Origin of the sequence: Actinoplanes sp. NPDC049598 (assembly GCF_040675435.1) — a bacterium.
In the GTDB taxonomy this organism is placed as follows: Bacteria; Actinomycetota; Actinomycetes; order Mycobacteriales; family Micromonosporaceae; genus Actinoplanes.
Map to the genome: position 1 here is coordinate 18,554 of NZ_JBFAOX010000037.1, position 22,678 is coordinate 41,231.

The 22,678-nt window shown below is 70.3% G+C and carries 21 protein-coding genes; 14 read left to right on the top strand and 7 right to left on the bottom strand.

The window, feature by feature from the left end; all coding sequences use genetic code 11:
• Positions 1-54: 54 nt before the first annotated feature.
• The 6 genes from AB0J66_RS45295 to AB0J66_RS45320 all read left to right on the top strand — a co-directional run bounded on the left by AB0J66_RS45295 (position 55) and on the right by AB0J66_RS45320 (position 7,957).
• Positions 55-834: an IclR family transcriptional regulator C-terminal domain-containing protein gene (locus tag AB0J66_RS45295; RefSeq protein WP_364674379.1), complete on the top strand. Its 780-nt coding sequence runs from the start codon at positions 55-57 to the stop codon at positions 832-834.
• Positions 835-868: 34 nt separating this feature from the next.
• Positions 869-1,966: a hypothetical protein gene (locus AB0J66_RS45300; RefSeq protein ID WP_364674382.1), complete on the top strand. Its 1,098-nt coding sequence runs from the start codon at positions 869-871 to the stop codon at positions 1,964-1,966.
• A gap of 83 nt (positions 1,967-2,049) precedes the next feature.
• Positions 2,050-3,363, top strand: a complete 1,314-nt coding sequence (locus AB0J66_RS45305; RefSeq protein ID WP_364674384.1) for an endo-1,4-beta-xylanase — start codon at positions 2,050-2,052, stop codon at positions 3,361-3,363.
• A complete protein-coding gene (locus AB0J66_RS45310) occupies positions 3,360-4,724 on the top strand; it encodes a PHB depolymerase family esterase (RefSeq protein WP_364674387.1) in 1,365 nt (454 codons plus the stop codon). Before AB0J66_RS45305 ends, AB0J66_RS45310 begins: the two co-directional genes overlap by 4 nt.
• A 212-nt stretch (positions 4,725-4,936) precedes the next feature.
• Positions 4,937-6,241, top strand: a complete 1,305-nt coding sequence (locus AB0J66_RS45315) for a helix-hairpin-helix domain-containing protein (protein WP_364674390.1) — start codon at positions 4,937-4,939, stop codon at positions 6,239-6,241.
• Between the two features lie 564 nt (positions 6,242-6,805).
• A complete protein-coding gene (locus tag AB0J66_RS45320; protein WP_364674393.1) occupies positions 6,806-7,957 on the top strand; it encodes an MFS transporter in 1,152 nt (383 codons plus the stop codon).
• A gap of 3 nt (positions 7,958-7,960) precedes the next feature.
• Here AB0J66_RS45320 and AB0J66_RS45325 read toward each other — a convergent pair whose 3' ends face one another.
• Complete coding sequence (locus AB0J66_RS45325; RefSeq protein ID WP_364674395.1) at positions 7,961-9,187, bottom strand: MFS transporter; 1,227 nt, start codon at positions 9,185-9,187, stop codon at positions 7,961-7,963.
• Between the two features lie 124 nt (positions 9,188-9,311).
• Between AB0J66_RS45325 and AB0J66_RS45330 the strand changes: the two genes are divergently transcribed.
• The gene (locus AB0J66_RS45330) at positions 9,312-9,965 is read left to right on the top strand and encodes a hypothetical protein (RefSeq protein ID WP_364674398.1); all 654 of its coding nucleotides are present in this window, start codon (positions 9,312-9,314) and stop codon (positions 9,963-9,965) included.
• Here AB0J66_RS45330 and pstS read toward each other — a convergent pair.
• The 3 genes from pstS to AB0J66_RS45345 all read right to left on the bottom strand — a co-directional run bounded on the left by pstS (position 9,962) and on the right by AB0J66_RS45345 (position 12,706).
• Positions 9,962-11,017, bottom strand: coding sequence for a phosphate ABC transporter substrate-binding protein PstS (gene pstS / locus AB0J66_RS45335; RefSeq protein ID WP_364674401.1), 1,056 nt, complete (start codon positions 11,015-11,017; stop codon positions 9,962-9,964). The two genes, AB0J66_RS45330 and pstS, sit on opposite strands and share 4 nt — an antisense overlap.
• 12 nt (positions 11,018-11,029) lie before the next feature.
• Entirely contained in the window at positions 11,030-12,313 is a 1,284-nt protein-coding gene (locus AB0J66_RS45340; RefSeq protein WP_364674403.1) for a hypothetical protein, read from the bottom strand.
• A gap of 66 nt (positions 12,314-12,379) precedes the next feature.
• Complete coding sequence (locus tag AB0J66_RS45345) at positions 12,380-12,706, bottom strand: STAS domain-containing protein (RefSeq protein WP_364674404.1); 327 nt, start codon at positions 12,704-12,706, stop codon at positions 12,380-12,382.
• A gap of 152 nt (positions 12,707-12,858) precedes the next feature.
• On the opposite strand from AB0J66_RS45345, the gene AB0J66_RS45350 reads away from it, so the two are divergent.
• From AB0J66_RS45350 to AB0J66_RS45365, 4 genes are all read left to right on the top strand, one after another.
• Positions 12,859-14,244, top strand: coding sequence for an MFS transporter (locus AB0J66_RS45350; RefSeq protein WP_364674407.1), 1,386 nt, complete (start codon positions 12,859-12,861; stop codon positions 14,242-14,244).
• 246 nt (positions 14,245-14,490) lie between these two features.
• Complete coding sequence (locus tag AB0J66_RS45355) at positions 14,491-15,600, top strand: hypothetical protein (RefSeq protein WP_364674409.1); 1,110 nt, start codon at positions 14,491-14,493, stop codon at positions 15,598-15,600.
• The gene (locus tag AB0J66_RS45360; RefSeq protein ID WP_364674410.1) at positions 15,597-16,370 is read left to right on the top strand and encodes a methyltransferase domain-containing protein; all 774 of its coding nucleotides are present in this window, start codon (positions 15,597-15,599) and stop codon (positions 16,368-16,370) included. Before AB0J66_RS45355 ends, AB0J66_RS45360 begins: the two co-directional genes overlap by 4 nt.
• Positions 16,371-16,520: 150 nt before the next feature.
• Positions 16,521-16,931 (top strand): nitroreductase/quinone reductase family protein, encoded by a 411-nt coding sequence (locus tag AB0J66_RS45365; RefSeq protein WP_364674412.1) that lies wholly within the window; start codon positions 16,521-16,523, stop codon positions 16,929-16,931.
• On the opposite strand, the gene AB0J66_RS45370 is transcribed toward AB0J66_RS45365, so the two are convergent.
• The 3 genes from AB0J66_RS45370 to AB0J66_RS45380 all read right to left on the bottom strand — a co-directional run bounded on the left by AB0J66_RS45370 (position 16,918) and on the right by AB0J66_RS45380 (position 19,046).
• Positions 16,918-17,382 (bottom strand): SRPBCC domain-containing protein, encoded by a 465-nt coding sequence (locus AB0J66_RS45370; protein WP_364674414.1) that lies wholly within the window; start codon positions 17,380-17,382, stop codon positions 16,918-16,920. The genes AB0J66_RS45365 and AB0J66_RS45370 overlap by 14 nt on opposite strands.
• Entirely contained in the window at positions 17,379-17,708 is a 330-nt protein-coding gene (locus AB0J66_RS45375) for a metalloregulator ArsR/SmtB family transcription factor (protein WP_364674417.1), read from the bottom strand. The genes AB0J66_RS45370 and AB0J66_RS45375 overlap by 4 nt, the downstream gene beginning before the upstream one ends.
• Positions 17,709-17,792: 84 nt before the next feature.
• Positions 17,793-19,046, bottom strand: a complete 1,254-nt coding sequence (locus tag AB0J66_RS45380; protein ID WP_364674419.1) for an erythromycin esterase family protein — start codon at positions 19,044-19,046, stop codon at positions 17,793-17,795.
• An 84-nt stretch (positions 19,047-19,130) separates the two neighbouring features.
• Here AB0J66_RS45380 and AB0J66_RS45385 point away from each other — a divergent pair, with 84 nt between their 5' ends.
• The 3 genes from AB0J66_RS45385 (at position 19,131) to AB0J66_RS45395 (ending at position 21,980) form a co-directional block, all read left to right on the top strand.
• Complete coding sequence (locus AB0J66_RS45385) at positions 19,131-19,571, top strand: hypothetical protein (protein WP_364674422.1); 441 nt, start codon at positions 19,131-19,133, stop codon at positions 19,569-19,571.
• Positions 19,572-19,617: 46 nt separating this feature from the next.
• Positions 19,618-20,088: a hypothetical protein gene (locus AB0J66_RS45390; protein ID WP_364674424.1), complete on the top strand. Its 471-nt coding sequence runs from the start codon at positions 19,618-19,620 to the stop codon at positions 20,086-20,088.
• Between the two features lie 494 nt (positions 20,089-20,582).
• The gene (locus AB0J66_RS45395; protein WP_364674427.1) at positions 20,583-21,980 is read left to right on the top strand and encodes an IS1380 family transposase; all 1,398 of its coding nucleotides are present in this window, start codon (positions 20,583-20,585) and stop codon (positions 21,978-21,980) included.
• Positions 21,981-22,678: the final 698 nt, after the last annotated feature.

Here is a 22,678-nt window from a genome sequence, read left to right on the forward strand (position 1 = left end):
CTATGGATGTGCGCCGTGTCACGTCAACGATCTTTATCAATTGGATAGCAAGCTATGAGGGAACCCCATCACGTCCAGTCCCTGGAGCGCGGCCTGGCGGTCATCCGCGCCTTCGACGCCGAGCACCCCGAGCTCACCCTGAGCGAGGTCGCCCGGATCTGCGGCCTGACCCGGGCCGCGGCGCGCCGCTTCCTGCTCACCCTGGCCGACCTCGGCTACGTACGGACCGACGGGCGGCTCTTCTCGTTGACGCCCAAGGTGCTCGACCTCGGTTACGCCTACTTGTCGAGCCTGTCGCTGCCGGACGTTGCCGCGCCGCACCTGGAGCGGCTGGTCGCCGAGTTGCACGAGTCGTCGTCGCTCTCCGTTCTCGACGGTGATGACATCGTCTACGTGGCGCGGGTGCCCACGTCGCGGATCATGGCCGTCGCCATCACGGTCGGCACCCGTTTCCCGGCCTACGCGACGTCGATGGGGCGGGTGCTGCTCGCCGGGTCCGACGAGTCCGATGTAGATGCCTATCTCGCCCGTGTCCGCCCGGCCAAGCTGACAAACCGGACGCTCGCGTCGGCGCCGGCGCTGCGGGCGGAGATCGCCAAGGTCCGGGCCCAGGGTTACTCGATCGTCGACCAGGAGCTCGAGGAGGGACTGCGGGCGATCGCGGCGCCGATCCACGACCGGTCGGGGGCGGTGGCGGGCGCGGTCAACGTCTCGGTGCACGCCGCCCGCGCGACGCTCGATGTGATGCGCCGCCGCTTCCTGCCGCCGCTGCTCGCCACGACCGCCGCCATCGACGCCGACCTGAGACGGACCTCAATCATCCGATTCGGGTGAGGCGCGGCGGGCCGGGCGCGACGAGCGTCTAGGCATGAGCGCCGCGGCGACGGCAGTGTTCCTGGCGGTGGTCGGGGCCCGCTTCGTCATTCCCCTGTTCATCCCGCGCTATCCCCTGCCGGCGATCCTGGCCGCGCTGATCCTCGACGGCGTCGACCAGACGATCTTCCAGGCGTTCGGCTACGACCCGCCCGGTTACCAGAACTACGACAAGGCGATGGACGTCTACTACCTCGCCATCGCCTACCTGGCGACGCTGCGGAACTGGGCCAGCATGCCGGCCGTCGAGATCGCGCGGTTCCTGTACTTCTACCGGCTGGCCGGGGTCGTGCTGTTCGAGTTCACCGACTGGCGGGCGATCCTGCTGATCTTCCCCAACACGTTCGAGTACTTCTTCATCGCGTACGAGATCGTCCGGCTGCGCTGGAACCCTTCGCGGTACGGCCTTCGATGGTGGCTTCTGGTGGCCGCGGGCATCTGGATCTTCATCAAGCTGCCGCAGGAGTGGTGGATCCACATCGCCCAGCTCGACGTGACCGACACGGTGGCTGCTTACCCGGTCGCCGCCGCGCTGGTCGCTGTCGTGGCCGTCGCCCTCGCAGTGGCGGTGTGGGTCTGGGCCCGGCCGCGGCTGCCCGGCCCGGACTGGGCCTGGCGCGTGCACGCGGACCCGCTGCCCTCGGCGGTCGCCACCACCTCGAGCTTCGTGACCTGGGTGGTGGCGCATCGGCGGGTGTTCTCGGCGGCCACCCTGGAGAAGATCGTCCTGGTCGGCCTGCTCAGCGTGATCTTCGGCGAGCTGCTGCCGGACCTGCGCTCGACCGGCCTGGAGCTGTTCCTCGGCATCGCGGCCTTCGTCGTGGTCAACGCGGCCGTGACGCTGTGGATCGCGCGCGGGCCGATCAAACCGGTGACGATGGCCGGCGCGTTCGGGGCGCGGGTCCTGCTCAACGTCGCGCTGGTCTTCGTGGGCGCGTGGCTGCTGGGCCGCGGCGACCTGAATCTGGGCGCGACGCTCTTCTTCGTGCTGCTGCTGAGTCTGCTCACACTGCTGGACGACCGCTACCGGCCGGCCTACGAATGCCGGAAGTTTCGGAACTTCGACGTTGTTATTTCCGGTACGAGTCGTTAAAGTTTCGATCGATCCGGGTCACTTCCTGGGCGAGGTAGGGCAAGCCTCGGCCACGCCGTTCCCGTGCTCTGAAAGGCATCGGCATGAAATCCCGCTTGCTTGCCCTCGCTCTGGTCATCCCCGCCGCCGGCGTGTTCTTCGCCGGCACCGCCGACGCGGCCACCACGCTCGGTGCCTCCGCGGCCGCTACGGGCCGTTATTTCGGTACCGCGGTCGCCGCGTACAAGCTCAGCGACACGACGTACGCGAACCTGCTGTCCACCGAGTTCAACTCGGTCACCCCCGAGAACGAGATGAAGTGGGACGCCACCGAGCCGTCCCAGGGCACGTTCTCGTACGGCTCGGCCGATCAGATCGTCAACCTGGCCAAGAGCCAGGGCAAGAAGGTACGCGGTCACGCGCTGGCCTGGCATCAGCAGCAGCCGTCGTGGGCCCAGAACCTCAGCGGCACCGCCCTGCGCAACGCCATGGTCAACCACGTCACCCAGGTCGCGACCCACTACAAGGGCCAGATCGACTCGTGGGACGTGGTGAACGAGGCCTTCGCCGACGGCGGCGGGGGCGGTCGCCGCGACTCCAACCTGCAGCGCACCGGCAACGACTGGATCGAGGTCGCGTTCCGCGCCGCGCGGGCGGCCGACCCGGCGGCCAAGCTCTGCTACAACGACTACAACACCGACGGGCAGAACGCGAAGAGCAACGCGGTCTACGCGATGGTGCAGGACTTCAAGGCCCGCGGCGTGCCGATCGACTGCGTCGGGTTCCAGTCGCACTTCAACGCCAACTCGCCGCTGCCCTCGGACTACCAGGCCAACCTGCAGCGCTTCGCCGACCTCGGGGTCGACGTGCAGATCACCGAGCTGGACATCGAAGGGTCGGGCACGGCCCAGGCCAACTCGTTCGCCGCGGCGGTACGGGCGTGCCTCGCCGTCACGCGCTGCAACGGGATCACCGTCTGGGGCATCCGCGACTCCGACTCGTGGCGGGCCAGCGGAACACCGCTGCTCTTCGACGGATCCGGGAACAGGAAGGCCGCGTACACCTCGACCTTGAATGCCCTGAACGGCGGGACGACGACGACGCCGACACCGCCCGGTCCCTCCACTCCCCCGCCCTCGGACGCCGGCTGCACGGCCACGATCACGCTGAACCAGTGGAACGGTGGCTTCGTCGCGACCGTACGGATAACGGCCGGAAGTTCCGCGCTCAGCGGATGGACCGTCGGGGTTTCCCTGCCGGCCGGCGCCGCGGTGACCAACACGTGGAACGCGCAAGCCTCGGGCACCTCGTTCTCCAACGTCGCCTACAACGGCACGGTCGCCGCGGGCGGCAGCACCGAGTTCGGCTTCCAGGGAACAGGGACCGGCCCGTCGGCCGCGACCTGCAGCGCCCGATGATCAGGGTCTGGCGGCTCCTCGTGGCCGCCCTCGTGATGGCCGGGGTGGCGGTGCTCGGGCCGGTCACGTCCGCCTCGGCGGCGTCCCTGCAGGAGGTCACCGGCTTCGGCAACAACCCGACCAACCTCCGCATGCATCTGTACGTGCCGGACACGCTGGCCGCCTCGCCGGGGCTGCTGGTGGCCGTGCACTACTGCACCGGGAGCGGGCCGGCCTTCTACTCGGGGACCGAGTTCGCCTCACTGGCCAACCAGTACGGGTTCATCGTGATCTACCCGTCGGCGACCAGATCCGGGCAGTGCTTCGACGTCTCCACGCCGGGGGCGCTGCGGCACGACAGCACCAGCGACCCGGCCGGGATCGTGTCGATGGTCCGGTACGTGCAGCAGCGGTACGGCACCGACCCGGCCCGCACCTTCGTCACCGGGGCGTCGTCGGGCGGGATGATGACCAACGTGCTGCTCGGGGACTATCCCGACGTGTTCGCGGCCGGCGCCGCGTACATGGGCGTGCCCTTCGGGTGTTTCGCCACGACGGACGGGTCGATGTGGAACAGCGCCTGCGCGCAGGGACAGGTCAGCAAGACGCCGCAGGCGTGGGGTGACCTCGTGCGGGCGGCCTACCCCGGATACAGCGGGCGGCGGCCGCGCATGCAGCTCGTGCACGGCACCACCGACGACACGCTGCGGTACCCGAACTTCGGCGAGGCCGTCAAACAGTGGACCAACGTGCACGGGGTCAGCCAGACGCCGGTGTTCACCGACACGCCTCAATCCGGGTGGACCCGGACGCGGTACGGGTCCTCGTCGGTGCAGGCGCCGGTCGAGGGGATCAGCGTGGCCGGGGTCGGGCACTCGCTGCCGTTGAGTGGGATGGCGCGGCTGGCCATCGCCTTCTTCGGCCTCGACTCCGTCCCGACGACTCCGCCTCCCACTACTCCTCCGCCCACCACGCCGCCCCCGACGTCTCCGCCGCCCACCTCTCCGCCGCCCACCTCTCCGCCGCCCACCTCACCGCCGCCCACCTCTCCGCCGCCTTCTTCTGGGGCTTGCCGGGTGGCCACCACGGTGAGCGCCTGGAACACCGGGCTGACGGCGCAGATCACCGTCACCAACACGAGCACGACGGCGATAAACGGATGGAGCCTCAGCTTCGCGCTGCCGGGCGGGCAGAGCATCACGTCCGGCTGGAACGCCACCTACAGCCCGGCGTCGGGTCAGGTGACCGCGCGGAACGTCAGCTACAACGGAAACCTGGCCCCGGGGGCGTCCACCGCCATAGGCTTCCAGGCCACACATACCGGGAACAGCGCCGCCCCGTCCGGCTTCACGCTGAACGGAACGGCCTGCTCCCCCGCCTGATCCCCCGAGATCAGGAGGCGCCGCCGCGGGACCGTCCCCCGCGGCGGCGCCCTTTTGTGCGTTTCTCCAAGGGCCGTTCTCACGTTGGCGTAATAGTGCGCTGACCGCGTGTGAGCACGTCATCCCGTTGGTGCCACCCTCATGGTGGTCAAACGGGAGGATGTGCAAAGCTGCGCGCTAAATCTGAATTCCTCGTTGTCCGGAGGCCCTTGATGGCATCATTCCTCTACCTTGTTGCCGGGGTCGTGATCGGCTTCGCGGCCGGCTGGCTCCTGCGCCCGACTCGCAAGGCCACCCCGCCCGCGGCTGAGCCGTCCGCCCAGCCCACCAGCGCGCCGGCCGCCGCCGTGGCCGCCACTCCCGCCCCGGCCACCGAGGAAGACTCCGCCCCCACCGGCCCGGAGTCCACCAAGGCCACCGACACCCCCGTCCCGACCGAGCCGATCGCCGCCGAGCCCGTCGCCACCCAGCCTCTGGCCACCACACCTTCCACTCCCGAGCCCGCCACGCTCGCCCCAGCCGACACCAAGCCGGCCACCGCCGACACCGACGAGCCCACCGCCAAGCCGGAATCGGCCGTCGAGCTCGAGCCCGCCGCCGCGGCCCAGCCGGTGTCCGAACCCGAGCCCGCCGCCAAGCCAGAATCGGCCATCGAGCTCGAGCCGGTCGCCGCCGAGCCGGTGTCCGAACCCGAGGTCGCCACCAAGCCGGAGTCGGCCATCGAGCTCAAGCCGGTCGCAGCATCGGCCGCCAACGAGACGACCGCCGACCTCGATCCCGCCACCAAGCCTTTCGACACCGCGACCGAGCCGGTTGCCCTGCCCGAGCCCATTGCCGACGCCAAGCCCGAGCCGGTTGCCGTGGCCGAGCCCGCTGCAGACGCCAAGCCCGAGCCGGTTGCCGTGGCCGAGCCCGCTGCAGACGCCGAGCCGGAGCCGGTTGCCGTGGCCGACGCCAAGCCCGAGCCGGTTGCCGCATCCGTCTTCGAGCCCGCGCCGACCGCGGAGGCCGAGCCGGTCGTCGCCGCGCCGGTGGCACCGGCCAAGCCGAAGCGCACCCGCGCTCCCCGGCCCCGCCCCGCCGCCGAGCCCGTCGCCGCGGCGGCCGAGGCTCCCCCGGCGATGTCCACTGTCGACACCGTCGCCACCGTTCCCGGCGCCGCCGAGACCGAGCAGGTCGCCCCGGTCCCCGCGCCCGTCGCGGTAGCCGCCGAGACCGAGACCCTCGCCGAGACGACCGCCGCCGTCCCCGGCATCGCGGAGGCTGAAGAGATCGCCACCACCCCCGCCCCGATCGCGGTGGCAGTCTCCGAGCCGGACGACCTCACCAAGATCCCCGGCGTCGGCCCGAAGATCGCCATCGCCCTGGCCGCGGGCGGCTTCACCACCTACCGCCAGATCGCCGACTCCGACCCCACCACCCTGCGCGCCGCCCTCATCGCCGGCGGCCTCCGCTCGGCCCCCTCCGCCGCCACCTGGCCCGAGAAGGCCAAGCAGCTGGCCGCCATCAACAGCTGACCGACCGCAACCCGCACCATCCGATGCCCGGCGAGCCCACTCGCCGGGCATCACTGCATCCGGCGCGTTGCCGGTCCCGCTTTCCCATCACCGCCTTCACGGTGATCATCCAGTCTGGGGCGGTGCGGCCGGTGGAGGCGGGCGGCCGTGGCGGTGAGCGGCCGGTGGAGGCGGGCGGCCGTGGCGGTGAGCGGCCGGTGGAGGCGGGCGGCCGTGGAGGTGGGCGGCCGAGAGATGGCCGGTAACGGTAGGCGGCCGAGAGGCGGCCGGTAAGCGTAGGCGGCCGAAGAGTGGCCGGTAAGGGTGGCCGGCCGGAAGGTGCGCGGCCTGGAGGTGAGCGGTAAGCGTGGGCGGCCGGAAGGCGGCCGGCCGGCCGGGAGATGGCCGGAAACGGTGGGCGGCCGCGAGGTGCGCGGCCGCGAGGTGGGTGGCCGCGAGGTGGGTGATAAGAGTAGGCGGCCGCCGCGCCAGGCCGCAGCGCCAGGCCGAGCAAAGGGCAGGGGGCTCTGCCTCATTGCTACTAAATAGGTTTCGTGGGAAAGGTCTGACCGGTAATAAGAGCGCGTGCCCTTCGTTGCCCTCTTCGCTGCCGTGTTGCTGTTCGGCATCGCGGACTCAATGATCAACTCGTACATCGTGCTCTTCGGGGCCGACGTCGCTGGGTTGTCGCCGCTGCAGATCGGGGTCTGGTCGTCGGTTTTCGCGGTCAGCGGGATCACGATCGGCTGGTGGCTGGGGCGGCTGTTCGACCGGCGGCCGGCGCGGGTCTATGCGATCGCCGTGATCGTGTTGGGGGCCTTGGGGTATCTCCTGCTTCCGCGGGTTTCCAGTTTTCTGATTCTCATCCTCATGGCGGCCACCGTGCTGGGGTCGCTGGGCGCGGCCTTTCCGCAATTGTTCGCGCTGGCCCGGGCCGTGCTGGGGGAGGGCGCGGCCGGGCGGCGGTCGGCGCCGGTGCTGCGGGCGGCCTGGTCGCTGGCCTGGGCCACCGGTCCGCTGCTGGGCGCGCTGGTGTTGTCCCGCGGCGGCTATTCGTGGCTGATGTGGATCGCCGCCGGGATTCTGCTCGCTTCCGCGCTCATCGTGTTCCTGGTGCCGCGACCTGGTCCCGTACAGTTCACGGAGTCGCCCCCGGGCGGCACCCCGATTCTGCTGACCGCGAGCATGGTCCTCTTCTTCGGGGCGATGTTCGCCGGTGGCCTGGCGCTGCCGCTCTTCGTCACGCGCGCCCTGCACCACGACGCCTCGTCGGTGGGCGTGCTCTTCAGCGTCTGCGCCGCCGTCGAGGTGGTGGCCACGCTGATTCTGACCGTGCTGCCCGACCGGGTGAGCCAGCGGTTCCTGATCCTCGGCGGCTTCGCCTCGCTGGCCTCCTACAACGTCCTGACGGTCTTCTCCACCGGCCTGTCCCTGCTGATCGCCGGCCAGGTCCTCCGGGGCGTCGGCATCGCGATCGTCGCCGCCGCCGGCATCCGCTACTTCCAGGATCTCCTGGCCCCCGCCACCGGCCGCGCGACCACCCTGTTCGCCAACGCCTCGACCACCGGCCTGCTGCTCTCCGGCATCCTCTCCGGCGCCGCCATCGAGCACCTCGGCTACCGGACAACCTTCGTGCTGTACGCAGTGACCGCCACCCTGGGCGCGATCGCCTTCATTGCGGGCACCCGCCCGCGGCCCGCCACCGACCGATCAGAGCAACTCCACCCCACCGCTTGACGGCTATTTCCGGCCCGCCTCAGCTTTGTTGGTGATTTCCATGCAGCGAAGCGCGGGGACGAATGCCGCGAGCAGCATCGCCGCTGCTCCTGAAGCGGCACCGGCGTAGGCGACTGTCGTAGCGCCGACCGCGGCCGTGAGGGCGGAAGCGGAGATCTGGCCGATGGGTAGCGACAGGAACGACCAGAACTCGTCGTGGGCGCCCACTCGGGACAGCAGACGTTCCGGGATGTGAGTGTTGGTGACCGTTGTCCACACGACAGTGAAGAACTCGGCGGCGATGCCGGCGACGAAGGTGGCCGTCATGAGCCACGCGAGGTTCGCGCCCGCGCCGAGCAGAACGAGCGGAAGGGCGGCCAGCGCCATCAAGGTCAAGGCCGGTGTCATCGGCCGCCGCATGATCGGCAGCCGCACCAGGATGAGGCCGGCCAGCAACGCCCCGGCTCCACGGGCACTGAGCACTAGGCCCCAGCCCCGGGGGCCGATGGTCTCGCTCGTGATGACCGGGCCCAGCACCTGCCAGAACCCCATGGTGGTCGCGTTGAAGACGGCGAAGGCCAGGGTCACCGACCAGATCCACGTCTGGGTCCGGAAGTAGGCCCATCCCTCGGACAGGGCGCTCAGCAGTGAGGGGTCGCCAACCGCTCGTGGTGGAAGGTCGGGCAGGGAGATCCGGGCGAAGCAGGCGGCCGCAATGAGGAACGCGGCCGCATCCGCGGCGATGGCCCAGCCGCCACCGACGGAGGCGGTCAACAAGCCGGCGGCGCTCGGCCCGAGGAGGCGGGCGGTGTTGCCGGCGGAGGCCAACAGCGAGCTTGCCTGTTGTAGGGCGCGGCCGGACACCAGGTTCGCGAGGATGCCTCGCAGGGTCGGCGTGGTCAGTCCTTGGAAGATCCCGTTGAGCGCCGACAGTGGTATCAACAGCGCGGGACGGTGGTGTGTGAGCAGGACGACGGCGACGCCGGCCTGAGCGATGCCGGCGCCCAGGCTGGTCAGGCGAAGCACGGAGTCCCGGCGGTAGCGATCGGCGATGCCGCCGCCGATCAGCATGGTGGCGACCATCGGAACCACGGCGGCGGCGAGGACCGCGGACAACCAGGCTCCACTGCCGGTGATCTCCAGGACTCCGAACGCGAGGGCGACCGGCGACATGAAACTGCCGGCCATGGAGACCGAGCGGCCGATGAAGAACCACCTGAACGCCGGCGAGCGCAGCGGCCGCTCGGCCACGGCAACGCTTCTCGAGTCCGCTTTCGGCCTTCCGGTCTCCGGCACGAGGGTCCACGCTGCCAGCGCGATACGGAGGCATCAAGCAGATTCCGGCGATGTGGCGTGGGTCGATACGCTGGTGCGGGTGAGCTACGACCTGTACTTCTGGCCGGCCGGCGCGGCTGAGGACGCTCGGCGGCTGGGTGCGCGGCTTGCGGACGAGAAGGCCGGGGGTCTGGCGCCGGATCAGCGGGTCCTGGCTTTCCGCGCTGACCTGTTGCGCCGGTGGCCGGAGCTGGCCGACATGATTCATCCGTGGCACGACGACCTGGGGTGGCGGAAACCGGGGGGCCGTACCGATCTGGCCGACCGGTACGTCGTGGTGACGCTGCCCTACAACTGGGCCGCCACCAGCGCCCTTCCGGCCGTGGCGGGCATGTACGGTCTCGACACCTACGACCCGCAGGCGGAACAGCTGACGCCGGCCCGGGATCGAGGCTCGGCCACCCAGGTCGCGGGGTGGGTGAGCGAGGACCATGTCGTTCAGTTGCTGCGGCAGATCAGCTTCTACATCGGATACCGGTATGACGACCTCGACGAGGCGGCGTTGACCGGCGCGCTCGACGACACCGACGACGAGACGGCGGACGGCTGGTTCGAATATCCGCTGGCCGGCACCCCGCCGCTGGACGTCCGGCTCGCCCGGTCACCTGGGAGCGCCGTCGTCAGCGTACGGGTCGATGGTGCCTTTGATCTGGTCCTGGCCACGCGAGTGGAAACGCTGCTGGAAATGCTTTAGAGGGAGCCGACAGCGGCGGCCACCCGGTTTCGCAGATCGTCGGGCAGCGGGGCGTAGCCGAGGCCGGCGGCGGCGTCCTGGCCGGCGGGGCTCGCGGCGTACGTCAGGAAGCTCTTGACCAGGGCGGGCGAGCCCGAGCGGCAGACGATCTCGTAGGTCACCAGGACCAGGGGGTAGGCGGTGGCGTCCTTGGTGGTGTAGTCGAGCTGGAGCTTGAGGTCGTGGCCGGTGCCGGTGAGCTTGGCCGCGGCGACGGTGCGGGCGGCGGCGCTGTCGGTCAGGGCGGCGAACTCGCCGGCGGCGTTGCCGACGCGGGCGGTGGGCAGGTTGTGGAAGCGGGCGTAGGAGGATTCGACGTAGCCGATGGCGCCGTCGGTGCGTTCGATGGCCGCGACGACGCGGTTGCTGCCCTCCTGGGCCGAGCCACCGGGGGCCGGCCAGGCCGAGCCGGTCGGGAGGCCCCAGTCGGCGGGGGCGGTGGCGGCCAGGAACTTCGTGAAGTTGTCGGTCGTGCCCGAGCTGTCGCCGCGATGCACCGTGCGGACCGGGGTCGCGGGCAGGCGCAGGTCGGGGTTGTCCTTCTTGACCCGCGCGTCGTCCCAGGTCTTGATCTTGCCCGTGAACAGGGCGGCGATCGTGCCCGGGGACAGGCGCAGCTCGTCGACGCCGGCCACGTTGAAGGCGAGGGCGATCGGGCCGACCACCATCGGCAGGTGCAGCGCCGGGCCGGACGCGCAGCGGGCGGTGGCCCGGCCCGTGTCGGCCGCGGCGATCGGCGAGTCGGAGCCGGCGAAGGTGCCGGTGCCGGCGTAGAAGGCGCGCAGACCGGCACCCGAGCCCGTGCTGGCGTAGGCGATCGAGGCGCCGGGACAGCTGACCTGGTAGTTCTTGATCCAGGTGCTGACCGCGGTGGCCTGGGCCGACGAGCCCTGGGCGGTGATCGAGCCCTCGGCGCAGGCGATCGGCACGGCCTCGTCGTCGCGGCGGGGCGCGTCGCAGGCGGCGACACCCAGCAGCAGTCCGAGGGCGGCGGCGACGGGAAGGAGTCTCACTGACGTGCCCTTTCAGCGGTACTCGGCGAAGCGCCGGCGGACGGAGAGCGGCACCAGCAGGATCACCACACCGAGGACGACGACCGGGAACCAGGTCCAGCCACTGAGCAGCTGCGAGCTCACCCGCAGGGCGTCGTCGAACGCGGCCTTGCGGTCGCTCGCGATCTCGGCCACGGCGGCGTCGTAATAGGAGAAGTCGAAAACGGCGTCGCCGCGGCGGATGCCGGTCAGATAGCCGATCGCGGAGGCCTCACGACCCTGGTCGGCCAGCGTGACGATGCGCTCGTGCGCCGCGCGGTAGGCGCGCCATCGGGCCAAGACCTGATCGGTGCCGTACGGGCTGACGTCCGGCCCGGCCGCGGCGGACGGCAACCCGGACGGGCCGTCGAGGAAGCCGGCCTTGCGGTCGAAATCCTGCTTGTAGAAGGCCAGCCGGTCGCTGATCAGATAGCGGCTGGTGTCGGCGGCGGCGTCGTAGCTGACCGCCCGGGCCGACGACAAAGCGAGGAACGGCCGCAGGCTGTCGTCGCGAGCGGCGCCGAGCCGCCGCTCCTGCCCGGCCAGGACGGCGACGGCCGGGACGACCAGGGCCACGGTGAGCAGGGTGGCGGCGATCAGGGCCGGGTTGAGCAGGCGGCGGAACCGCCGGGTCAGCCACACCTGCAGCGCGATCAGGACAACCATGAGCGCGAGACCGAGCAGGACGACCAGGGCCACGGCCCACATCTGAGTGGTCTGCTTGGTGGCGTACGCCCGGTCGAGTCTTTCCTCGCTCAGAGTGCGCAGCCGCTCGGCCTCGGGGAGCAGATCCAGGTGAAGTACGTTCGTGGCCTGCGTGTAGTAGCCGGCGGCGCCCCCGCCCGCGGTCAGCGCCTGCCAGACCCGCTCGCGGTAGGTGGCCAGCCCGTCCATCAGGTCGAGGCCGCCGACCCCGGAGGCCATCAGCGTCTGCAGGTCGGAGTCGACCTGGCGGCCGCGCTCCCGGTAGGCGCCCAGCGCGTCGATCTGGCTGTTGGCCAGCGCGTCGTTGCCGGTGCTGAGCACCAGCCGGGCGACTTGGGCGTCCATGTCGCTGAGGGCGAAGTAGAGATCGGCCGCGGTGGCGGCCTGCGGCGCGGCGTCGTCGCCGATGATGCGGACCTGCTCCTGCACCCGGGCCATCAGCAAGCTGGTCACGGCGAGCAGCGCGACGGCGGTCAGCACGACGACGGTGATCCAGAGACGCAAACGGGCCGGAGTCTCCCGCCGGGCGGCCGCCCGGGCCACCACGCGAGTCGCTTCGAGAACTGCTGGCACAGCCGCCACGGTAATGCACTACGGCAATTACGGAATCGGCATTCCTGCTGTTTACCTGCCGTCCATTTAATGGCCCGAAGAACGCAACCTCTGGTGCGGAACACCGGCCGCCTGGAGGCGCCGGGCGACCTCCCGGCGCGGATTGTCGACGAAGACGGTGACGTGGTGATCGTCGCCCAGCGCGCAGGCGGCGGCCACCGAACCGACGTTGACCGGATCGAGCTCGGGCACGTCAGCCAGGTCGACGATCAGGAGAAACGGGCGAACCTTGCGGACCGCGTGCACGAGAGCGCGGCGAAACTCGGCGGTCTGGTCGTCGCCGACCTCCCCGTGCGGGGCGATCACCACGCTGCCGTCGGCGCCGGCGCGCACTTCCAGGACAGAACTGTGCATCGACGGCACTCCTCGTCACCCTGCGTTCAGCCGCACGCCCACATTACGACGCGAATTCCCACCGTGTCGACCGCCGAAATAGTTCCAATTTCGAAAAGCGCCGATCCGGCGATCACAATGCGGACCGGGCGCGGGCGCGTATAAATGATCTTGTGCCACGCCGCTACCTGATCCTCGCCATCTGCTGCTGCAGCCTGTTCATCGTCGGCATGGACAACACGATCGTGAACATCGCCCTGCCGGCGCTGCGGGACGATCTGGGCGCGCCGCTCTCCGGGCTGCAGTGGACCATCGACGCGTACACCCTGGTCCTGGCCAGCCTGCTCGTGCTGGCCGGCTCGACCGCGGACCGGATCGGCCGGCGCCGGGTCTTCCAGACCGGTCTGGCCCTGTTCACCGCCGGCTCCCTGCTGTGCAGCCTGGCCCCGGGCCTGGGCTGGCTGATCGCGTTCCGGATGATCCAGGCGATCGGCGGCTCGATGCTCAACCCGGTCGCCATGTCGATCATCACGAACACGTTCACCGACGCCCGCGAGCGGGCGCGCGCCATCGGCGTCTGGGGCGCGGTCGTCGGCGTCAGCCTGGCCATCGGCCCGGTGCTCGGCGGCTTCCTGGTGCACGCGCTGGACTGGCGCGCCATCTTCTGGGTCAACGTGCCGGTCGGGGTGGCCGCCTTCCTGCTGGCCTGGCGTTTCGTACCGGAGTCACGGGCCCCGCACCCGCGCCGGCTCGACCCGGTCGGTCAGGTCATCGTGCTGGTTCTGCTGGCCTCGGTCACCTACGGCATCATCGAGGGCCCCGGCGCCGGTTTCACCTCACCCGAGATCCTCGGCTGTTTCCTGCTGGGCGCGCTCGCCCTGGCCGCCCTGCTGATCTACGAGCCGCGCCGCACGGAACCGCTGATCGAGCTGCGGTTCTTCCGGAGCGTGCCGTTCAGCGGGGCGACGCTGATCGCGGTGTCGGCGTTCGGCTCGCTGGCCGGCTTCCTGTTCCTGAACACGCTCTACCTGCAGGACACCCGAGGACTGTCGGCCCTGCACGCCGGCCTGTACACGCTGCCGTTCGCCGCCATGACGGTCGTCTTCTCACCCCTCTCCGGGCGGATCGTCGGCTCGCGCGGCACCCGGCTGCCGCTGACCCTGGCCGGCATCGCCTTCATCGTCGGCATCCTGCCCTTGACCCGGCTGACCGCGGACACCCCGATCTGGCTGCTCCTCGCCTGCTATCTCGTCTTCGGTTTCGGCTTCGGCATGGTCAACTCCCCCATCACCCAGACCGCCGTCTCCGGCATGCCCCGCGAACAGGCCGGCGTAGCCGCCGCCATCGCCTCGACCAGCCGCCAGGTCGGCACGTCCCTGGGCGTAGCCGTGATCGGCGCCGTCGTCGCCGGCGGCACCGCCAACTTCGCCGAAGCCAGCCACGCCGGTTGGTGGATCATCGTCGCCCTCGGCGCCGTCGTCCTGTTCCTGGCTCTGCTCACCACCGGCCGGTGGGCGCGCTCAACCACGCCTGCAGCCGCTCCCACACCCGCCGACTGACCCGCGCACGAACGCCCACCAGCTGCCTCTGATCCACAGTGGCTCGGAATCCGCTCTGGCCCGCTTGCCCGAAGGGCGCCCGGGAACGCACGCCCGAGGCGCCCTGGCACGCACGCTCACCATCCGCCCGGGGCACGCGAGCCAAGCTCCTCCGGGCGGGCACGGCCTGCGGCCCGCCACAGGCACCCACGCACACCGATCGACCCCGGGCAGGCGCACCCGACAGCGGACGCCGACAATTCAGCGGTGCGCGTCATCCGAGTGGCCGTGGCGGTCGTCCTGCTCGCGGCCGGCCTTGCGGCGTATGCCATGAAGCAGGCGCGGACGCCGGTGAGCTTCAGCCCGGTCGGGGCCTACCAAGTCGGGCGGACGACCGACCTGTGGGTGGACCGCTCGCGCACCGACCAGCTCGCGCCGCTGGGCGGCACTCCTCGACTGTTGTCGGTCTTCACCTGGTATCCGGCCGCGACCGGCGGCGGCGTGGAGTCGCGTTACGCGCCGGAGGGGTGGGAGGGTCTGCACCGCTACGGCTTGGGGGCGACGTTCCTCGACAAGATCCGGACCGGGACGTGGGACGAGGTGGCATTTGCGGCGGGGTCCTTTCCGGTGGTGGTGCTGCTGCCGGACCGGGGTGCGGCGGCGCCGCAATACACAGCGCTGGCCTCCCGGATCGCGGCTCAGGGCTACCTGGTGGTCGGAGTGACGCCAACGTACAGCGCGGGTCTGACAGTTCTCGACGGCAAGACGGTGCGGGCGAGCGCCGCCGGCCGTGACCCGAAGCGCTACCAGCAGCTCCTGGCCATCCTGGCGGCGGACGCCCGGTTCGCCGCTTCGCGCGCGGTGACGCAGTACGGACGTCACGCCGACCCGGCGAAGGTCGTCTACGCAGGTCACGGGCTGGGCGGGGCCGCCGCGGCCGAGGCCTGCCGAGCCGACCCGCGGTGCGCCGGCTCGGCCGCGCTGGGTGCGACGGCAGACCCGATCCCAGGCCGAAAAGCCGACCTGATCCTGACCCCGAAAGCCGGCCGGAAGGCAGATCCAACCCAGGGCCCGCAGGCAGACACGGCCGACGGCCCGCGGGCAGACCTGACCATGGGCCCGGCCGGCCCGCCCCTGAGCGGCCCACACGCCTTCTCCGTCGACGGCGCCGATGAGCTCACCTTCACCGATCAGGCCCTCTACCGCCTGGCGCCCCCGCTGCGCTGGGCGCTTCCGCTCGGCCGCATCGACGGTCGTCGCGCGCTCGAGATCAGCTCGGCCTACCTGACCGCGTACCTCGCCTCCGTCACCCGCGGCGCCGCATGGAATCCACCGGTCTGTCCGGAGGTGCGCCCGGCTGCCATGCTGGGCCGATGAACATCATCGACGTCTTCGACCGCGTCTCCGGGGAGTACGACAGCGTCGGCGTCGACTTCTTCAAGCCCATGGCCGAGGCGGTCGTCCGGGCCGTCGCGCCCCGCCCCGGCGACCGGGTGCTGGATCTCGGTTGTGGCCGCGGCGCCGCCCTGCTGCCGGCCGCGCGCCTGGTCGGCCCGAACGGGCACGTCACCGGCATCGACCTGGCGCCCGGCATGGTCACCCGGACCGCGGCCGCCACGTCCGCGCTGCGCAACGTGACCGTGCGGATCGGCGACGCGCAAAGCCCGGATTTCCCGAACAAATCGTTCGACGTCATCACGGCCTCGATGGTGCTGTTCTTTCTTCCCGACCCGCCGAGCGCTCTCACTTCGTACCGCCGGCTCCTGAAACCCGGCGGCCGCCTGGCCTTCAGCGCTTTCGCCGCGCCCGATCCCCGGCACAGCAAGGTGATGCGCATTCTCGTTCGCTTCGGCGACAATCCCCCGCCGGACCACAAGCAACACCCCATGTTCGGCTCGGTGGAATCCTTGCGCTCGGCGATGGTCCAGGCCGGGTTCGACCGTACGCGGGTGAGCGAGCTCGACGTCCGGAGCCATTTCCGGGACGCCACCCAACTGGTCGACTGGATCGGCTCGCATCTGGGCCGGCGCGTGCTCGACGCCGTACCGCCGGATCGTCGCTCCGAAGCCACCGAGGCCGTGGCCGATTTCCTCGACTGGCCGACCACCTTCACGACGAGAATCCGGGTGGTGACCGGCGCCGTCTGAGCGCTAAAGTGCTTTCCGTGACTGCCGGGTCGGCCTTTGGCCATTACTTGGACGGGCGCCCGGCCGGGGCTTGAGCCCGTCGCGGGCACGGGGCCCGCCGCCGTTTTCTGATTCCGCCGCTGTCCTGTCAGGCCGATCAGAAAGCGATTCATGCCGAACCCGTTCAACCAACAGATCATCGAGGAGTTCCGCGCCAACAACGGGCGCGTGGGCGGCTGGCTCGCCGGCAGCCGCCTCATTCTGCTGACCACGCGCGGCGCCCGCAGCGGGGCCGCGCACACGACGCCGTTGGGTTTCCTGCCGTACGAAAACGGTGGCATCCTGGTCATCGCCTCGGCGGCCGGAGCGCCGAGAGACCCCGACTGGTTCCACAATGTCCGGGCCGACCCGCGGGTCACGGTCGAGGACGGCACCCGCACGTACGAGGCGTCGGCCGTCCCGCTGGCCGGGGAGGAACGCGACCGCGCCTTCGCCCGGGCGGCCGCCGAGGATCCGGGCTGGGCCGATTATCAGGCCAAGACAACCCGGATCATCCCGGTGGTCGTGCTCACCCCTGCTTGATCTTCTCGAGGTAGGCGTCGAGGGCCCGGTAGGACTCCTCGGCGCCCGTCTCCATGCCGCTCTGCAGCATGCCGTCCCGGTCCTCCTGGTTGCTGAAGGTCGCGGTGCAGGTGACCGTGGTGACGCCGCCGGTCTCGGTGAACTCGTACTTCTCGACGGCGATGTGCCCGGCCAGCGGCTCGTACTCGAAGGTCCAGGTGAAGCCGTTCGGCGGGTCGATCTCGCGGTACTCGCCGCGGAAGGCGTGCTCCTGGCCGCCGGCGTGCTCGACGAAGCGCCACTTGCCGCCGACCGCGAAGTCCATGTCGACGTCGAGCGGGTTGCCGCGGCCCCACCAGTGCCGGACGTGCTCGGCCTGGGCGTGCGCGGCGAAGACGAGCTCCCGCGGCGCGCCGAACGAGCGGGACATCACGATGGTGGTGTCGGTGGGGGTCTGAACGGTGATGCTCATTTCTCCTCCTGGAGTCGGTCCAGATAGGTCTCGAGGGTGTCGTAGCGCTGCTCCCAGAGCCGCCGATAGGGCTCGACCCACTCCGCCACCGCCCGCAGCGGCCCGGGTGCGATGCTGCAGCGCCGCCACTGCGCCTCACGGGTGCGCACGATCAGCCCGGCCGCCTCCAGCACGTTGAGATGCTTGGACACCGCCTGCGGACTGATCGTGAACCCGGCGGCCACCTCGCCCGCCGTCGCGTCGCCGCCCGCGAGCCGGGCCAGGATCGCCCGCCGCGTCGGATCAGCCAGGGCGGCGAAGACACCGTCGATCGGATCTGCCGTCATAGCACAACCTCTAAACCATCTGGTTTATCAACCTTTGGGTTTAGAGTACGCCCGCAGCCATCGAAGTCAAGGGGTGCCGAAAGGTCAGACGCCGCTCGGGAAGGTCTCCGGCTCGCGGGCGTCGATGTGGAACGGATGCAACGGGCGTACGGCCGAGGTCTCGTCGAACCAGAGGAAGGCGTCGTAGCGGTCGCCCAGCACCGACGGGACGTAGTTGGCCCAGTTGTCGCGCTCGGGGCGGTAGACGACGCCGATGGCCCGATGCGGCAACGGGTCGATCAGGAAGTCCGGACGGTCGGCGATCGGCGGGAAGACGAACAAGGCCTGCGGCGGCGCCTCGGCGTGCAGGAGCTCCTCGAGGGAGCCGGAACGGCCCGGCGGGACCGGCATGACCTCCATCGGCGCGCCCCACGTACGGCCGGCGATCACGGTGCCCCGGTGGCTGCCCAGGCCGATCAGCGCCACCCGCTCCGGGCCGAAACGTTCCCGGGCCAGCGAGCCGATCGTCACCTCGCCGTTGGTGGCCTGGTCGGTCGCGTTGGCGTCGCCGACGTGCGTGTTGTGCGCCCAGACGACGGCCTTCGCGTCGGGGCCGTAGTGGTCGAGCAGGCGGGCCAGGGTGGCGTCCATGTGCCGGTCGCGGATGTTCCACGAGGCGGGCCCGCCGTTGATCATCGTGCGGTAGTAGTGCTCGGCGCCGGCGACCACCTCGGCGTTCTGCCACACCGCCAGGTCCCGGCCGCGCAGGTCGATGAGCATGCGGACGACGTCGTCCTCGCAGCAGGCGCCGACGAAGCGGGTGGCCCAGGCGTACGCGTGCGGATCCTCGGCGTACGGCTCGAAGCACCGATAAGCCGCCAGCGCCGCCGGGACCGAGGACGGATGATGCTCGCGCAACCAGGTGAGAATCTCCCGCAGGGACTCCCACAGGGAGTAGACGTCGAGGCCGTGGAAGCCGACGCCCCGGCCGTTGTTCAGGTTGAAGGCGCGCAGCCAGAGCGCGAAGTCGGCCGTCTCCTCGTTGGCCCACATCCAGGTCGGCCAGCGGTCGTAGCGGTGCAGCGCCTCGTCCGGCATGGCCGAGCCGCCCCGCACGGTCGCGTCGACCCGATCGCAGTCGGGCCAGTCCCCCTCGACGGCGACGAACGAGAAGCCGCGCTCGGCGATCAGCCGGCGGGTCAGCGCCGCCCGCCACACGTAGAACTCGTGCGTGCCATGGCTCGCCTCCCCGATCATCACCACCTTGGCCGAACCCACCCGGTCGAGCAGCAGGTCGAGGTCGCCCTCGTCGACCAAAGGCCGGGCGATCGCCGCCACTTCGTCCCCGTACCGGTGCATGCCCCTCAGGTACCCGGAGCGCTTCGCCCCATACGTCCGACATACCCCGGTGACGTACGCGTCGGGAGCGCGCACACTACCGTCATGTCCCTGTTCGACGCGGCCGGCGGGGCCCCGGCGCTCCTGGCCCTGGCCGCCGACTTCCACCGCCGCTGCCTGGCCGACCCGGTCCTGGAGCACCCGTTCGGCCACCGGATCAGCCCCGACCACGTGCAGCACCTGGCCGACTACTGGGGCGAGGTCTTCGGCGGCCCGCCCGTCTTCACCCAACAGCACGGCGGCCACCTGGCCATGCTGCGCCTGCACGCCCACCAGGGCGCCCACGGCGACATCGGCGACCGCTTCATCGCCTGCTTCGACGCCGCCGCCGAACAGACCATCACCAACCCGGCCGCCCGCGCCGCCATGTCCGCCTACATCCGCCAGGCCACCGCCGAGGTCATGTCCTACTCCCCCCGCAACGCGGTGCTGCCGGAGACCGCCCCGATGCCCCACTGGCAAATCACCAGCCCTCACACATTCTGACCTGGCCGACGAGGTGGTCCGAGCGAACTCAGAGGCTGTAGCAGCCTTGTACCGCCTCGCTCGAACCCGTCTGACTGACGGCGGTGACCTCGAGCTGACCAGATCGCTGCAGGACACGCTCGCCTTCGCCGGCTACACATTCTGGGCTTCGATCAGCATGGACTTCACCGACGAGCACCACCACGTCGGCTGCCCGCACTGCTCCACTCGCCTAGTGATCGTCATCGGCGAGTACGGCAACTACTCGGCGTTTAGGCATCACAACGACGGCGACGTTGACCGAATCCCGCCGCGCCCGGCCGTCCCCGAAGATCTCACCGAGATACGACGCTGGATGCACGACACCGTCGTCACGGGCGGCGACAAGGTGCTCGCCGAAGGTCTCAGCTACCACTTCGGCCGGGCGACATGCGGCTTGTGCGGCCGTACCTTCACCGTCGCCGACTGGTTCGAAGCCGAGAACAGTCCCCACCAGCCCATTGACCCAATCGTTCCGAGAGCCGGCCGCTGGGTTTGATACGCCAGCGGCCACCGAAACATCGCCGAGCACGGATGACGGTCGAGAGTAAGCAGCTCACGCCAGGCCCCTTTTCTAACGGACCGTCAGGCCACACAGCATTTACCTAAGAGCGACACATGGCGCAATAAGCCTTTTCGCGAATGGTGAAGCAGCTCGACGCGCGAGCCCGAAACGGAATTCATCGAGGTTGGCATGATCCAACAATGACATCGCCGGTCCGGGTGCGGGAAAATTCTTGTATGCGAGGGCAGATGTCATTGTTCGGCCGAGCCGAGACGGCAGCGATGCGCGATCGCACCAAGGCCAGAAACTATTCTGCCGACCGCGAAGAAACCCGGCGTGTCCTGAAAAGGCGCCGCGCCTGGGGATTAGCCTCGGCCCTTCGTTAGGGGTGTCCAAGGACTGGGCCGGAAATAAAGAAGTGCCTTCTGATCAGGGAAAATAGGACTTGCTGAGGGTCCGAGTTTCCTGTCACGGAAGGCACTTGCTGGGTGAAGGCTACCGCAACACGTCCGAAGATCACGGTGACCGGCGGTGGACGGGGCGTGGTCGGTCACGCGGGTGCCCGGCTGCTCGCCGATCTGGCCGATACCACCGGGTTGACCAGCGCGTTCAGCCACGCCCTCGCAAGGCTGCGACAGCGGCAGCGCGGGCACGACCCGGGCCGGATCGCCGTGGATCTGGCGGTGATGCTCGCCGACGGCGGTGAAGCCATCGCTGACCTGGCGGTACTACGCGACCAGCAGGCCTTGTTCGGGCCGGTCGCCTCTGACCCGACCGCGTGGCGACTGTTGTCGCAACTCGACGAACCGGCGCTGGCCGAGTTGCGGGCAGCCCGGGCAGCAGCGCGGGAGGTCGCCTGGGCCCAGCACGCCGAGGTCCGCGGCGACCTGCCGCAACCCGTAGTCGCCGGCTGGCAAGTCGAGGGTCTGGTCCTGGACATCGACGCGACCATCGTGGTCTGCCATTCCGAGAAGGAAGCGGCGACCCGGACTTGGAAGAAGACCTTCGGGTTCCATCCGTTGCTGTGTTTCCTGGACAACACCGGCGAAGCCCTCGCCGGGCTGCTGCGCGAGGGCCGGGCTGGCTCGAACACCACCGCCGACCACATCACCGTGCTCGACCAGGCCCTCGCCCAGATCCCCGACGCACACCGTTACGGCACCCCGATCCTGCTGCGCAGCGATTCCGCCGGCTCCAGCCACGGCTTCCTGACCCACCTACGCGGCTTGCGCGAACAGCACCTCGACATCCGTTTCAGTGTCGGCGCCGCAATCACCGAACCGGTGCGGTCAGCGATCCGCTCCGCGACCGGCTGGGTTCCCGCCATCGACACCGGCGGTGACCTGCGCGAGCATGCCGAGGTCTGCGAGATCACCGGATCGTTCGACGCCACCGGCTGGCCGCAGGGCACCCGGTTCGTGGTCCGCCGGGAACGCCCGCATCCCGGCGCCCAGCTGTCGCTGTTCGACACCATCGAGGGCTGGCGGCACCAGGTCGTGGCCACCGACACTCCGCCTGGCAGCGGCAGCGTCCAGTTCCTGGAAGCCCGACACCGGGCCCATGCCCGCGTCGAGGACCGCATCCGCTGCGGCAAGAACACCGGCTTCGGCCGGTTCCCGTCCCGCGTCTTCGCGATCAACCAGGCCTGGCTGCAACTCGCCCTGACCGGTATCGACCTACTCGCCTGGACCCAAACCCTGCTGCTGGACGGCGACCTGGCCACCGTCGAACCGAAGAAGCTGCGCTACCGGCTGCTGCACGTCGCCGCCCGGATCACCCGCACCGCCCGCCGAACCCGCCTGTCCATCGCCGCGAACTGGCCGTGGGCCGACGCTCTGACCAGCGCGTTCAGCAACCTCGCCGCACTGCCACGGCCCGCTGGTTGACCTCGCCGGCTCACGCACCAACCAGCACATCACGGAGGAACCCGGCCCGGCGCCGGGCCCTCGGCATGCCACCAGAACGCCGCCGCACGCGAAACCTGATTCATCGAACTATGACTATGGGTTGGCACTCAAGTGAAAGACCGAGGTTAGCGCAGCGGCACGCCGAGAAGCAGCGCCGCATGTATGGATCCGTGGAGGCGGCCAGGGCCGAGTTCGCCCGGTGCGCGCGCGAGCGGCGCCTGCCCCAGCCTCCGGCCGGCTGGACTGTCGCCGCCGAGCCTGCCGCAGCAGAACCCACCGCCATGCGAGCGCCTTTCGCCTCAGAGCCGGGCACACCGCAGCCGGCAGCACTCACACCGACCTCCCCCGCGCCAGCGGCGATCGAACCGACGGAGCTCGAGCTCGCACCTCACCTACCAGCGGCGATGAAGCCGGCAGAACCCGTGGCCGTGCCCCATCCGGCGGCGATCGAGCCGGCGACAGCCGAGCCTGCGCCCCAAGGACCGACGGCGACCGGACCAGCAACAACCGCACCCGAGCCGCACCCGCCGACGGCGATCGGAGCAGCAACAACCGCACCCGAGCCGCACCCGCCGACGGCGACCGAGCAGGCAATAGCTGAGCTCGGGCCGCACCGACTGACGACGATCGAACCGACGCCGACCGTGACCGTGTCTGCGCCCGGCGGCCCCCTCACG

Bases quoted from the DNA above. Each gene is read 5' to 3' on its own strand.
- AB0J66_RS45360 (WP_364674410.1), top strand. From the start codon at position 15,597: ATGAACATCATCGACGTCTTCGACCGCGTCTCCGGGGAGTACGACAGC.
- AB0J66_RS45365 (WP_364674412.1), top strand. From the start codon at position 16,521: ATGCCGAACCCGTTCAACCAACAGATCATCGAGGAGTTCCGCGCCAAC.
- AB0J66_RS45295 (WP_364674379.1), top strand. From the start codon at position 55: ATGAGGGAACCCCATCACGTCCAGTCCCTGGAGCGCGGCCTGGCGGTC.
- AB0J66_RS45370 (WP_364674414.1), bottom strand. From the start codon at position 17,382: ATGAGCATCACCGTTCAGACCCCCACCGACACCACCATCGTGATGTCC.
- AB0J66_RS45305 (WP_364674384.1), top strand. From the start codon at position 2,050: ATGAAATCCCGCTTGCTTGCCCTCGCTCTGGTCATCCCCGCCGCCGGC.
- AB0J66_RS45385 (WP_364674422.1), top strand. From the start codon at position 19,131: ATGTCCCTGTTCGACGCGGCCGGCGGGGCCCCGGCGCTCCTGGCCCTG.
- AB0J66_RS45375 (WP_364674417.1), bottom strand. From the start codon at position 17,708: ATGACGGCAGATCCGATCGACGGTGTCTTCGCCGCCCTGGCTGATCCG.
- AB0J66_RS45345 (WP_364674404.1), bottom strand. From the start codon at position 12,706: ATGCACAGTTCTGTCCTGGAAGTGCGCGCCGGCGCCGACGGCAGCGTG.
- AB0J66_RS45310 (WP_364674387.1), top strand. From the start codon at position 3,360: ATGATCAGGGTCTGGCGGCTCCTCGTGGCCGCCCTCGTGATGGCCGGG.
- AB0J66_RS45380 (WP_364674419.1), bottom strand. From the start codon at position 19,046: ATGCACCGGTACGGGGACGAAGTGGCGGCGATCGCCCGGCCTTTGGTC.
- AB0J66_RS45315 (WP_364674390.1), top strand. From the start codon at position 4,937: ATGGCATCATTCCTCTACCTTGTTGCCGGGGTCGTGATCGGCTTCGCG.
- AB0J66_RS45300 (WP_364674382.1), top strand. From the start codon at position 869: ATGAGCGCCGCGGCGACGGCAGTGTTCCTGGCGGTGGTCGGGGCCCGC.